Origin of the sequence: Salipiger abyssi, assembly GCF_017311415.1 — a bacterium.
Lineage (GTDB): Bacteria > Pseudomonadota > Alphaproteobacteria > Rhodobacterales > Rhodobacteraceae > Salipiger > Salipiger abyssi_A.
This window is the reverse complement of the sequence record NZ_JAEKIS010000009.1, coordinates 69263-81819: the sequence shown is the minus strand read 5'-3', so window position 1 is coordinate 81819 and position 12557 is coordinate 69263. Positions and strand designations below refer to the sequence as shown.

At 68.5% G+C, this 12557-nt stretch carries 13 protein-coding genes; 10 read left to right on the top strand and 3 right to left on the bottom strand.

Features of this window, described 5'->3' with window-relative positions; translation table 11 throughout:
- Positions 1–194 precede the first annotated feature (194 nt).
- Positions 195–1595, top strand: a complete 1401-nt coding sequence (gene gndA / locus I6N89_RS13920; RefSeq protein WP_207019043.1) for an NADP-dependent phosphogluconate dehydrogenase — start codon at positions 195–197, stop codon at positions 1593–1595.
- 76 nt (positions 1596–1671) lie between these two features.
- Here gndA and hrpB read toward each other — a convergent pair whose 3' ends face one another.
- Positions 1672–4116, bottom strand: coding sequence for an ATP-dependent helicase HrpB (hrpB, locus tag I6N89_RS13915; protein WP_207019042.1), 2445 nt, complete (start codon positions 4114–4116; stop codon positions 1672–1674).
- A 176-nt stretch (positions 4117–4292) separates the two neighbouring features.
- Between hrpB and meaB the strand changes: the two genes are divergently transcribed.
- The 5 genes from meaB to I6N89_RS13890 all read left to right on the top strand — a co-directional run bounded on the left by meaB (position 4293) and on the right by I6N89_RS13890 (position 7503).
- Entirely contained in the window at positions 4293–5282 is a 990-nt protein-coding gene (gene meaB / locus I6N89_RS13910) for a methylmalonyl Co-A mutase-associated GTPase MeaB (RefSeq protein ID WP_207019041.1), read from the top strand.
- Positions 5279–6082, top strand: coding sequence for an alpha/beta hydrolase (locus tag I6N89_RS13905; protein ID WP_207019040.1), 804 nt, complete (start codon positions 5279–5281; stop codon positions 6080–6082). Before meaB ends, I6N89_RS13905 begins: the two co-directional genes overlap by 4 nt.
- Positions 6083–6239: 157 nt before the next feature.
- Positions 6240–6530 carry a 50S ribosomal protein L28 gene (gene rpmB / locus I6N89_RS13900; RefSeq protein ID WP_207019039.1) on the top strand — a complete coding sequence of 97 codons (291 nt, stop codon included), beginning with the start codon at positions 6240–6242 and terminating at the stop codon, positions 6528–6530.
- Positions 6531–6702: 172 nt separating this feature from the next.
- Positions 6703–6984, top strand: a complete 282-nt coding sequence (locus I6N89_RS13895; protein ID WP_236016631.1) for a hypothetical protein — start codon at positions 6703–6705, stop codon at positions 6982–6984.
- A gap of 42 nt (positions 6985–7026) precedes the next feature.
- Positions 7027–7503, top strand: a complete 477-nt coding sequence (locus I6N89_RS13890) for a copper chaperone PCu(A)C (RefSeq protein ID WP_207019037.1) — start codon at positions 7027–7029, stop codon at positions 7501–7503.
- 365 nt (positions 7504–7868) lie between these two features.
- Here the strand turns inward: I6N89_RS13890 and I6N89_RS13885 are convergent, their stop codons facing one another.
- On the bottom strand, positions 7869–8564 hold the full coding sequence (locus I6N89_RS13885) for an NAD-dependent deacylase (protein ID WP_207019036.1): 696 nt from the start codon (positions 8562–8564) through the stop codon (positions 7869–7871).
- A 51-nt stretch (positions 8565–8615) separates the two neighbouring features.
- Between I6N89_RS13885 and I6N89_RS13880 the strand changes: the two genes are divergently transcribed.
- Complete coding sequence (locus I6N89_RS13880) at positions 8616–9071, top strand: low molecular weight protein-tyrosine-phosphatase (protein ID WP_207019035.1); 456 nt, start codon at positions 8616–8618, stop codon at positions 9069–9071.
- On the opposite strand, the gene I6N89_RS13875 is transcribed toward I6N89_RS13880, so the two are convergent.
- A complete protein-coding gene (locus tag I6N89_RS13875) occupies positions 9056–9241 on the bottom strand; it encodes a CTP synthetase (protein WP_207019034.1) in 186 nt (61 codons plus the stop codon). The genes I6N89_RS13880 and I6N89_RS13875 overlap by 16 nt on opposite strands.
- 247 nt (positions 9242–9488) lie before the next feature.
- Between I6N89_RS13875 and I6N89_RS13870 the strand changes: the two genes are divergently transcribed.
- From I6N89_RS13870 to aroA, 3 genes are all read left to right on the top strand, one after another.
- Positions 9489–10259, top strand: a complete 771-nt coding sequence (locus tag I6N89_RS13870) for a DUF1353 domain-containing protein (protein ID WP_236016630.1) — start codon at positions 9489–9491, stop codon at positions 10257–10259.
- Between the two features lie 75 nt (positions 10260–10334).
- Positions 10335–11048: a tRNA (guanine(46)-N(7))-methyltransferase TrmB gene (trmB, locus tag I6N89_RS13865; RefSeq protein WP_207019032.1), complete on the top strand. Its 714-nt coding sequence runs from the start codon at positions 10335–10337 to the stop codon at positions 11046–11048.
- A 160-nt stretch (positions 11049–11208) separates the two neighbouring features.
- Entirely contained in the window at positions 11209–12555 is a 1347-nt protein-coding gene (aroA, locus tag I6N89_RS13860) for a 3-phosphoshikimate 1-carboxyvinyltransferase (RefSeq protein ID WP_207019031.1), read from the top strand.
- The last annotated feature ends 2 nt before the right edge of the window (positions 12556–12557 follow it).

Below are 12557 nucleotides of genomic sequence, written 5' to 3'. Positions count from 1 at the left end.
GACCTGATGCGCAGGTGCCGTCCGTGGCACGGCTACGGCGGCGTATTTGCCAAAGAGAAGATACACAGGGCGCGGGGCGGATGTCTCCGCGCCTTTTCCTTGAGGGCGCGCGCGAAGGGCGGCTGTGCGCGAATGCGTATTGCCGGCAGCGGCGGGATAGCTAGGTTAGCGCTGTCACGCGCAAGGAGGCAGAGATGGCGGAGCCGAAGATCGGAATTTACGGGCTGGGCACGATGGGCTCGGCGCTGGCGCTCAATATGGCCGAGCAGGGCATCGCCATTGCGGTCTCGAACCGGACCGACGATCTGATCGAGGCCTTTGCCTCCCGCGCCGCGCCGTTTGCTGGCGATGTCACCTCCGCGCCCGATCTGCCGGCGCTGATCGCGGCGCTGCCGCGGCCCCGGCTGCTGCTGGCGATGATCCCGTCGACGAGGCCGATCGACGACATGCTGGACGAGGCGATCCCGCTGCTCGATCCCGGCGATACGGTGATCGACGCGGGCAATGCGGATTTTCACGATACCATCCGGCGCACAGAGCGGATGGCGGCGGCGGGGCTGCATTTCGTCGGCATGGGCGTGTCCGGCGGCGAGGACGGCGCACGGCACGGGCCGTCGATGATGTTCGGCGGCTCGGAAGAGAGCTGGGCGGGGCTGAAACCGATCCTGACCGCCATCGCCGCGCGCTTCGGGGGCGCGGCCTGTGTCGACCGCATGGGGCCGGACGGGGCGGGGCATTTCGTCAAGACGGTGCATAACGGCATCGAATATGCCGACATGCAGATGATCGCGGAAACCTACGACCTGCTGCGCTTTGGCGCGGGGCTGTCGGTGGACGAGGTGGCGGAGCGCTTCGCGGCCTGGAACGCGGGGCCGCTCGGCAGCTATCTCTACGAGATCACCGCCGAGGTGCTGCGCCATGACGATCCGCTGGGGGCCGGGCCGATGGTGGATGCCATTCTCGACCGCGCCGGCCAGAAGGGCACGGGCCGCTGGACCGCCATCGAGGCGGTGCGGCTCGGCCAGTCGGCGACGATGATCGAGGGGGCTGTGGCCGCGCGCGCCTGGTCGGCGGAAAAGCCGCTGCGCGAACGGGCCGGGGAGGCGTTCGGAAGCGAACGCGGCGCGCTGGAGGTGGTGCCGGACGATCTGGAGGCGGCGCTGCTGGCGGCACGGGTGCTGGAATATGCGCAGGGATTCCGGATTCTCGGTGCTGCCTCGGAGGAGTATGGCTGGCAGCTCGATTTCGCGCGGATCGCCGAGATCTGGCGGGCGGGCTGCATCATCCGCGCGAAATTGCTCGACGATATCGCGGCGGCGTTCCGCGACGGCGCGCCGGAGGGTCAGCTGATCCTGGCGCCGGGCTTTGCCGAGACCTTCGCGCGCGGCATCCCGGCGCTGCGCCGCCTCGTGGCGCAGGCCATCGGAGCCGGGTTCCCGCTGCCGGTGCTGGGCTCGGCGCTGAGCTTCTGGGACACGATGCGCCAGCCGCGCGGCACGGCGGCACTGATCCAGGCGCAGCGCGATTTCTTCGGCCATCACGGCTTCGACCGGGTCGATGGAAAAGACGCGCCGCACGGCCCGTGGTGGGACTGACCCGGGTCTTCATCTTTCTAAAAATACTCAAAAAAAACGGTGGCGTTGCGCTGCGCCGAGCCTGCTCGCGCGTCGCTCACCGCCCGCGCGGTTTGGCGCGCAGGGTCGGGTCGGCCTCGCGCGGGTCCTCGGGCCAGGGGTGTTTGGGGTATTGCGCCTTCATGTCCTTGCGCACATCCGCATAGGAGCCGTCCCAGAAGCCGGGCAGGTCCATCGTGGTCTGCACCGGGCGCCGGGCCGGGGAGAGCAGGGTGACGCGCAGCGGCGTGTTGCCGACCGTCGGGTGGCTGCGCTGGCCGAACATCTCTTGCAGGCGCAGCGAGATTTCCGGGTGCTCGCCGGAATAGTCGATGGGGATGTCGCGTCCGAGCGGGGTGGTGAACTTGCCGGGCACCGCCGTGTCGAGCGCCTGCATCTGGCCCCAGTCGAGCCGGGCGCGCAGCGCGGGCAGCAGGTCGAACCGTTTCCAGTCCTCGGCGGTCTTGACCCCGGTGAGATAGGGCAGCAGCCACTCCTCTAACGTGTCCAGAAGCGCGGGGTCGGACATTTCGGGCAGGTCGAGCCCGCCGTCGCGGGCGATGGCGACGCGGGCAGAGAAGCGGCGGGCGGCGTCGGAGAGCGTGAGGCCGAGATCGCGCACCCCGTCGAGCATGGCGCGGGCGATGGCGTCGGGCGGCGCGTCTTTCCAGATGCGGTCGTCGAGCGCGATGGCGCCGAGGCGTTCCTGCCGCCGCGCGATGACGCGGCGCTCGCGTTTCGACCAGGCGCAGCTATCCTCCCAGCGGATCTGATCGGCGAAGAGGTCGCGCAGCTCGGAGTCGGTGATCCGGATCGCCTGGCGGATGCGGGCCTCGCGCGGGTTGCCGTCGGTATCGGTGACCACGATCAGGCGCGCCGAGGCCAGCGGATCGGCCTCGTCCATCACAGCGCCCTTGCCGCCGGAGAGCTGGTAGCGCGGGGCATCGCCCTTGCGGCGCAGCCCGATACGGTCGGGATAGGCGAGCGCGGCCATGGCGGCGGGGCTCATCGCCTCCTTACGGAGGCTCTTCGCCCGCGCGCTCAGCCGCCGGGCTTCGGATTTGATGCGCTCCAGCGCGCCGCGATTGACGCCATGTGGCCGCGTCTCGGTAAAGCGGCGCAGATCAGTGAGCGCTTCGAGCCGCAGGGTGAGGTCGGAGGGCGCGCTGGTGAGCGGGTCGCGATCGGAGAGCAGCGCCGCCAGCGGCGCGGCGGCGGGGCCGGCCAGCGCCAGCATATGGGCGAGGCGCGGATGCAGCGGCAGGGCGGCCAGCACCTTGCCATGGGCGGTGATGCGCGCCTCGGCATCGAGTGCGCCGAGCATCCGCAAGAGCGCCTGCGCCTCCGCATAGGCGCCGGGATTGGGCGGGGTGAGGAAGGGCAGATCCTCGGGCGCCGCCCCCCAGAGCGCCAGCTCCAGCGCCAGTGCGGCGAGATCGGCGCTTTCGATCTCGGCGGGCGGATAAGCGAGCTGCGCGCCCTCTTCGCCCCTGGTCCAGAGCCGGTAGGCGGTGCCTTCCGCGGCACGCCCCGCGCGGCCCGCGCGCTGGGTGGCCTCGGCGCGGGTGACGCGCTCGGTCACCAGCCGCGCCATGCCGGAGCCCGGATCGAAGCGGGCGCGGCGGGCGCGGCCACCGTCCACCACCACGCGGATATCCTCGATGGTGAGCGAGGTTTCGGCGATGGCGGTGGCCAGCACCAGCTTGCGGCCCTGCGTCTCGGGGCGGATCGCGGCGCGCTGGGCGGCGAACTCCATGGCGCCGAAGAGCGGACGGATCTGGATGTCTTTCGGCAGGCGCCTGGCCAGCAGCGCCTGGGTGCGTCGGATCTCGCCCTCGCCGGGCAGGAAGGCGAGAATGCCGCCCTCGGTCTCGGATGCGGCCCGGGCGATGAGATCGGCCATGGCGTCTTCGAAGCGCTGGCGCTTGGGCAGGGGCGCGTCGAGCCAGCGGGTCTCGACCGGGAAGGCGCGGCCCTCGGAGGTGACGATGGGGGCGGCCATGAGATCGGCCACCGGCTGGGCGTCGAGCGTCGCCGACATCGCCAGCAGGAGCAGGTCGTCGCGCAGGGCGCCGGCGATTTCCAGGCAAAGCGCGAGGCCGAGATCGGCATTGAGCGAGCGTTCGTGGAACTCGTCGAAGATCACCGCGCCGATGCCGGAAAGCTCCGGGTCGGACTGGATCATGCGGGTGAGGATGCCCTCGGTCACCACCTCGATGCGGGTGGCTTTCGAGACCTTGGCCTCGCCGCGGATGCGGTAGCCGACGGTTTGCCCCGCGGCCTCGCCCAGCGTCTCGGCCATGCGCGCGGCGGCGGCGCGGGCGGCGAGGCGGCGCGGCTCCAGCATGACGATCTTTTGCGGCGTGAGGCCGGCCTCCAGCATGGCGAGCGGCACGCGGGTGGTCTTGCCGGCGCCGGGCGGGGCTTGCAGCACGGCGCGGCCCGCATCGCGCAGGGCGGATATCAGCTCGGGCAGGGCGGCGTCGATGGGCAGGCGGTCCATGGCGCGGCTTATGGCGCATGTGGCGGGCAGGGTCCATCGCGGCGGATGGGCGCGAGCGTGGCGGCGGAGGCATTTTGCGTATTTGTGAAAGAGAAGACGCACAGGCGCCGGCAGGGGGGTGGACATCGCGGCGCGGGGCGGGTCATTTCGGAGGCGGAATTGACGAGGTGGACGGCATGGATATCGGCGATCTGGCGGAACGCATTCTGAAAGGCGAGCGGCGCGCGCTGGCGCGGGCGATCACGCTGGTGGAAAGCGGGCGGGCCGATCACCGGGCGGCGGCGCGGGAGCTGCTGGAAAAGCTGCGCGGCGCCGGGCGCGAGGCGCTGCGCATCGGGCTTTCGGGCACGCCGGGGGTGGGGAAATCCACCTTTATCGAGGCCTTCGGCATGATGCTGACGGCGCAGGGGCTGAAGGTGGCGGTGCTGGCGGTGGATCCGTCCTCGGCGCGGTCGGGCGGCTCGATCCTCGGCGACAAGACCCGGATGGAGCGGCTGTCGCGCGACCCCAATGCCTTTATCCGGCCCTCGCCCGCGCAATCGCATCTGGGCGGCGTGGCGCGGCGCACCCGCGAGGCGATCGGGCTTTGCGAGGCCGCCGGTTTCGACGTGATTCTCATCGAGACCGTTGGTGTGGGCCAGTCGGAAACCGTGGTGGCGGAGATGTCGGATCTCTTCCTGTTGCTGCTGGCGCCGGCGGGCGGCGACGAGTTGCAGGGGGTGAAGCGCGGCATCATGGAGACCGCCGATATCATCCTGATCAACAAGGCCGATGGCGATCTCAAGGCCACCGCCACGCGCACCTGCGCCGATTACGCGGGCGCGCTGCGGCTCTTGCGCAAGCGGCCTCAGGATCCGCAGGGCTTTCCCAAGGCGCTGACCGTCTCGGCGCTGGAGGAGGAGGGCCTGCAGAAGGCCTGGGAGGAAATGCAGGCGCTGACCGAATGGCGCCGCGAGACCGGGCATTTCGCCGCGCGCCGCGCCGGGCAGGCGCGGTTCTGGTTCGAATCCGAGGTGCGCGAGGGGCTGCTGGCGCGGCTGCGGCGCGAGCCGGTCAAGGGCGCCATGACGGCGCTGGCGCATCAGGTGGAGGAGGGCGGGATCAGCGCCGCCGCCGCTGCCGACGAATTGCTCGAGACCTATCTGGGAGAGACCCCCGGCGCATGAAGAGCGAGCGCGTCTTCGACGGCGCGCTGCTGCGGGCCGATCTCTTCAAGGGCGGCAACAAGCGGCTTTTCGTGAGTTTCCGCCAGCGGATCGGCGAGCCCGGCGATTTCGATACAGTGCGCCCGGTGCGCGCCTATACCGCGCGAGGATATGCGCATCTGCATATCCAGAGCCGCTGGAACGACTGGTTCGTCAATGACGAGACACAGGCGCTGGAGGCGGTGCTGCGCGCGCTGGCGCCGCGCTTTCGCCGGGTGGTGTCGATGGGGTTTTCCATGGGCGGCTACGGCGCCTTTCGGTTTTCGGCGGCGCTGAACATCGCGCATGTGATCGCGATCTCGCCGCAGATCTCCATCGCGCCGGAGCTTGTGCCCTTCGACCGGCGCTATCGGCGCGAGGCGGAGGGATTCGACGCGGCACTCGGCGATCTGGCGCGGCATGGCAGCCCGGCGCTGCGCGGTGCGGTGCTCTGCGATCCCTTCGTGGCCAACGATCTGCGGCACGCGCTGCTGGCCCAGGTGATCTTTCCGCGCCTGCGCATCTGCCGGCTGTCCGGGGGCGGGCACCCGCCGACGCGGGTGCTGCGGCAGGGCGGGTTCTTTCCGCAGATGCAGGCAGAGCTGGTGCATGGCGGTGTCGATGCGGCGCGGCTGATCGCCGGACACCGGGCGGCGCGGCGCCTGTCGCCGAGCTATTTCGACCATATGCGCCGGGTCGCCGAGCGGCACGGCAGACCGGCGCTCGCGGCGCGGTTCAGCGCGCTCGGCGCGGCGGCGGTGCCGGTTGTGAACAAGGGGTGAAAGCCTGCCGGAGAAGGGCTTGACGCGCCGGGGGCTTGGGGCTAGAGAAGCCCGATCAGATTTCCGGGCGCCGCTGTGGCGCCCTTTCATATTGGCGAAGGAACGGCACAGAACTGCCAGAGCCGGATTTTCGCCCCGAGACGATGAGGATGGACCCATGTCGCGCGTATGCGAACTGACCGGCAAAGGCCCGATGACGGGTCACAACGTAAGCCACGCCAACAACAAGACCAAGCGGCGCTTTCTGCCGAACCTGAACGATGTGACGCTTCAGTCGGAAACCCTTGGCCGTGGCGTCAAGCTGCGGATCTCGGCCTCCGCGCTGCGGTCGGTCGATCATCGCGGCGGGCTCGACAAGTTCCTGGCGAAAGCCAAGGACACCGAGCTCAGCGCAAACGCGCTGAAGGTGAAGAAAGAGATTGCCAAGGCACAGGCCGCTCAGGGCTGATTCGGCCTCCACAGGCTTATCCACAGCCCTGGCGCCCCGCAGCGCCGGGGCTGTTTCCTTTTGTCGCGTGACAATCCGGGGCACTTTGCCTAATTCTTGGCCGATGTTCCGGAAAAGATATCCACTGGCTGCCTTTTTTCTCGCCCTGGTGCTTGCGCTGACAGGCTACCAGATGGCCGTGGCGCGTGCTCAGCCGGCGCCGGCGGGCGAGATCGTGATCTGCTCCGGGCTGGGGCTGGTCACGGTGATGGTGGATGCCGAGGGCAATCCGGTCGGTCACAGCCATGTCTGTCCGGACGGGCTTTTGACGCTGTTCGCGGCGGCGGGCGGGGGCTGGACCCCGCCGCAGGCCCTGCCGCTCTGGCTGCGCGTGGCGCCGGAATTCGCCGCGCGGCGCGGGCAGGGGATGCGCGTGCCGGTGCCGCAGGCGCGCGATCCGCCTGCCGCTGTCTGATCTCCCAAGCGACATTCAGACAGACCAAAGGACATTCCGACAATGAAATCCCTGATTCTCGCCGGCGCCTGCGCGCTGGCGCTCGCCACCCCTGCCTTTGCCGAGATCGCGGTGCAGGATGCCTATGCCCGCAGCGCCATGGCCGGCGCCAAGACCGGCGCCGCCTTCATGGTGATCGAGAACACAGGCGACGAGGACGACCGGCTGATCGCCGTTGCCTCGGACGCGGCGGTCAAGGTCGAGCTGCACACCCATATCGCCGGTGACAACGGCGTCATGCGCATGGTCGAGGTCGAGGAGGGCTTTGTGATTCCCGCGCATGGCGCGCACGCGCTGGCGCGCGGCGGCGATCATGTGATGTTCATGGGGCTCACTGCGCCCTTCGAGCAGGACAAGATGCTAAGCGTTACCCTGACCTTCGAGAAGGCCGGCGAGATGATGGTCGAGATCCCGGTGGATCTGGAGCGCCAGCCGGATCACGCCATGCAGCATGGCAAGATGGGCGGCATGACGAACTGAAGGTTTTGCCACGCCGAGAGAGAACCGCGCTCCATCGGGGCGCGGTTTTTTGTTGGCACGGATTCGGGATGTGACGGGTGGCAGTGGGCAAGAAGTGCGCACCTAAGTGACTTGTCTAATCTTCGCTCTCAGGCCCGGAAGCAAGCCGAAGGCGCCGGGCCCAGCGGCTGCCCGTTCGGGCGGGCTGCCGCTTTAGTGACGCAGACGCTGAGTTGTGAGGTCTTTCGGATTTGGCGGGGATAAATCAAGAGATTCCTAGGGCGTGATGGCATCCCACGGGCAGCCGCCGGACCCGGCTTTCGTTGCGCCGGTGTCGACGGACCCCTGAGGCAGAGTTTCGCCAGTCGTCGGAGGCGCCGACAGCGCTAAGGCGACGCCAGCAGCTCCGCGACCCAGTCCGGCACCACCTTGCTCGCCGGGCCGACGCGGTGGTCGTCGAAGGCGCGGCTTATCCCGCTGTCCGCAAGGTTCAGCTCCACCGTCTCGGCGCCGGCCATCGCGGCCTCCTCGACGAATCCCGCTGCCGGATAGACCTGCCCCGACGTGCCGATCGCGGCGAAGAGATCGCAGCTTTGCAGATGTTCCGCGATGATCTCCATGTGATAGGGCATCTCGCCGAACCAGACGATATCGGGCCGCCCGGCGGGGGCGTTGCAGGACGGGCAGGGCGTGCCAGGCACCATTTCGAGCGGCGCCGGCCAGCGGTGGCCGCAGGCAAAACACAGCGCGCCCGCAAGCTCGCCATGCATGTGGATCGCCTCGGCGCCGGCCTTTTCGTGCAGCGCGTCGACGTTCTGGGTGACGATCACCACCTCGCCCGGCCAGTCGCGCTGAAGCCTCGCCAGCGCCTCATGCGCGGGGTTGGGGGCGGCCTCCAGCGCCTGCGCGCGGCGCGTGTTGTAAAAGCGATGCACCAGCCCTGGGTCGCGGGCAAAGCCCTCCGGCGTCGCCACATCCTCGATCCGATGCTGCGCCCAGAGCCCGCCCTCGTCGCGGAAGGTGCCCAGCCCGCTTTCGGCGGAAATGCCCGCGCCTGTCAGGATCACGATCTTTCGGGCCATGCTTTTCCCCCCTGTCCGGACGCATTAGGTAGAGGCGCAAAGGAGACGCCCATGGCCCAAACTATCCTCTTTGTCTGTCTCGGCAATATCTGCCGCTCGCCCTCTGCCGAGGGTGTGCTGCGCGCCATGGCGTCAGAACGCGGAGAGGCGCTCGAGATCGACAGCGCGGGCACGGGCGACTGGCATCTCGGCGAGCCGCCCTACGGGCCGATGCAGAAAGCGGCGCAGGCGCGGGGCTACGATCTGTCGCCGCTGCGCGCGCGGCAGGTGAGCGTGGAGGACTTCGCTCGCTTCGATCTGATCCTCGCAATGGATGAGAGCAACATGGCCAATCTCACAGCGATGCGCCCCGCCGATGCGCGCGCCGAGCTGCGGCTCTTTACCGATTACGCGCCGGAGACGGGCGCCACCGAGGTGCCCGATCCCTATTACACCCGCGATTTCGACGGCGCGCTGGATCTCATCGAGGTGGCCGCGCGCGGCCTGCTGGATCAGCTCGGCGAATAGATCGCCTTGGCCACGTACCAGGTCACCGGCAGGGCGACCACGGCGCCTGCCGCCGCAGAGGCGACAATCGGGATCAGCGTGTCGTACCCGGTGACCAGCGCGGCGATCATGAAGCTGCCCGCAAGCGTGGTTCCGATGAGAGAGTAGAGGATTCCGGCAAGTCTCAGCATGGCTGTCTCTCCTTGGCTGCGCGTTCCCGCGAGAGACATCACGAATTTTATATGTGTTCCTTGATCCCGGTCAATTGCGGGTGGGCCATCCGGCGGTGTTCGGTCTCGTCCGCGCTCTTGATCGAATGGTCAAAATGTCGATAGTCTTGGTTCGGGATTTCATTTTCAGAACCTCAGGAATTATCCGATGCAGAGATCAAGCCTTGCGGGCGCCGCTTTTCTTGCGCTCACCGCCTGCGCGCCTACCATGAAAGATGTCGAAGAGGTGCGCGCCCTCTCCGAAATCACCTGTGCGCAGCGCCCCGGCAATTGCGCCTATGAAAACAGTCCGGTGAAGGTGGTCGACCGGCCTGTGACCTTGCCCAAGCGACCGTATCAGTTCTTCCCCCTGGCCGAGCCGCTGCGCTTTATCGATGCGCGAACCAAGACCTGGTTCGCGCCGCCGGGCACGCTGACCGACGGCGCCTCCATTCCGGCGATCTTCGTGGCCATCGTCGGGCAGCCGACGGCGCCGGAATATGTCAATGCCGCCGCCATCCACGACGCCTATTGCGGCATCGGCAACGAGGGCGGGGCGAATTTCCATAACGGTCGCTGGGAAGATGTGCACCGCATGTTCTATGACGCGCTCGTCGCCTCGGGCACGCCCGACCAGCGCGCCAAGATCATGTTTGCGGCGGTCTGGCTCGGGGGGCCGCGCTGGAACTTCCATTATTCGCTCGATCAGGTGCCCACCGTTCCCAAGCAGCGGGCGATGCGCGCGGCCAAGCGCTATATCGAGGAGCGCGACCCCTCGCTGGCCGAGCTGGAAGCACGGCTGTGGCGGCTGGAAAGGCTGCTCATCCGCGAACATCCGGGTCTTTTTCCTTTCATGAATCCGGACGATGTCGAGCGCGATGTCGAATTGGGCGGGCGCGAGGAGCCTGAGCAGGAGTATCCCGAGCTCGAGGACGGGGGGCCGACCTATGAGAATGGCGACTACGGCTATGACGAAGAATACATGCGCGATCAGCTCTGACACAGGCCCCGGGGCGGTGAGACCGGCCCCGTGCGGGATTGCCCCGCGCGGAGCTTGCCGCTAAACGGCGCGCCCATGACGAGCTCGAACAAACATCCCGACGCGCCCTGGCGCAATTTTTACGGTCGCGTGCGCGGCAAGACGCTGAAGGCGTCGCAGGAGACCTATCTCGAAGAGGACCTGGCCGGGCTCTCGCCGGGACCGGTGGACTGGGAGGAGAACCCCGAGCGCAAGCCGCTGGATCTGGGGGCGCTGTTCGGCGGTCGTCCGGTCTGGCTGGAGATCGGCTTCGGCGGCGGCGAGCATATGGTGCATCAGGCCGCCACCCATCCGGATATGGGAATCATCGGCTGCGAGCCTTTCATGAACGGCGTCGCCATGCTGCTGGGCAAGATCCGCGCGGCGGGTGTCGAGAATGTGCGGGTGCATCCCGGCGATGTGCGCAATCTCTTCGATGTGCTGCCCGAGGCGAGCATCGACCGGGCGTTCCTGCTCTATCCCGATCCCTGGCCCAAGAAACGCCATCACAAGCGCCGCTTTGTGACGCAGGAGCATCTGGAGCCGCTGGCGCGGGTGCTGAAGCCCGGCGCGATATTCCGCGTGGCGACGGATATTCCCGATTATGTGCGCCAGACGCTGGTCGAGGTGCCGAAAGCCGGGTTCGACTGGCTGGCGGAGCGGCCCGAGGACTGGCGCCGGCCCTGGGATGACTGGCTCTCGACCCGCTACGAGCAGAAGGCGCTGCGCGAGGGACGCGTGCCGCATTACCTGACCTTCCGACGGCGGTGAGGTCGTTCGGGAGTATTTGCAGAAAGATGAAGGGCCGGGTGCGGCGCCCTGCTTTCATCTTTCCGGAAAATACTCAAACGGCTTCGGGGTCCGCGCGGGCGATGGACGGCGCGCGGGGCGGCTGCTATCAGGCGCGCGAGCGATAACACGAGGGGGCGTCATGTCGAGCCACGGGGAAGCCATACCGATGATTGCGCGCCGGTCCACGGGGCTGCGCGGCGAGGCGCATGTGCCGGGGGACAAGTCGATCTCGCACCGGGCGCTGATCCTGGGCGCGATGGCGGTGGGCGAGACCCGGGTCACCGGGCTGCTGGAAGGGCAGGACGTGCTCGACACCGCGAAAGCGATGCGGGCCTTCGGGGCCGAGGTCGAGAAGCGCGGCGATACCTGGCATGTGCAGGGCGTCGGCGTCGGCGGCTTCGCCGAGCCGGATCGGGTGATCGATTGCGGCAATTCCGGCACCGGCGTGCGGCTGATCATGGGGGCGATGGCCACCACGCCCATCGCCGCGACCTTTACCGGCGATGCCAGCCTCAACAAGCGGCCGATGGCGCGGGTCACCGACCCGCTGGCGCTGTTCGGGGCGCGGGCCTATGGCCGCTCGGGCGGGCGGCTACCGATGACCATTCTGGGCGCACGCGATCCACTGCCGGTGCGCTATGCCACGCCGGTTCCCTCCGCGCAGGTGAAATCGGCGGTGTTGCTGGCCGGGCTGGCGGCGCCGGGCGAAACGGTGGTGATCGAGCGCGAGGCGACGCGGGACCATTCCGAGCGCATGCTGGCGGGGTTCGGCGCGTCGGTGACGACCGAAGAGACCAACGAGGGCTGGGTGATCACGCTCACCGGCCAGCCGGAACTGCGGTCGCAGGAGATTGTCGTGCCGCGCGATCCGTCCTCGGCGGCCTTCCCGGTCTGCGCGGCGCTGATCTGCGAGGGCTCGGACGTGCTGGTGCCCAATATCGGGCTGAACCCGACGCGGGCGGGGCTGTTCTTTACCCTGCGCGAGATGGGCGCGGATCTGACGTTCGAGAACGAGCGTGAGGAGGGCGGCGAGCCGGTGGCGGATCTGCGCGCGCGCTTCTCGCCGGATCTCAAGGGCATCGAGGTGCCGCCCGAACGTGCCGCCAGCATGATCGACGAATACCCTGTGCTCTCGGTGGTGGCGGCCTTTGCCGAGGGCAGGACGCATATGCCCGGGGTGAAGGAGCTGCGGGTCAAGGAAAGCGATCGGATCGACGCCATGGCCGTGGGGCTGCGCGCCAATGGCGTGGAGGTCGAGGAGGGCGAGGACTGGTGGACGGTGCATGGCCGGGGCCACGGCAGCGTGAAGGGCGGGGCGGAGGCGCGGAGCCATCTCGATCACCGCATCGCCATGTCCTTCCTGATCCTTGGGCTGGCCACCGCTGCGCCGGTGCGGGTGGACGACGGCGCGCCCATCGCCACTTCTTTCCCGGTGTTCGAGCCGCTGATGGCGGCGCTCGGGGCGGAGATCTCACGCGCGGGATGAGC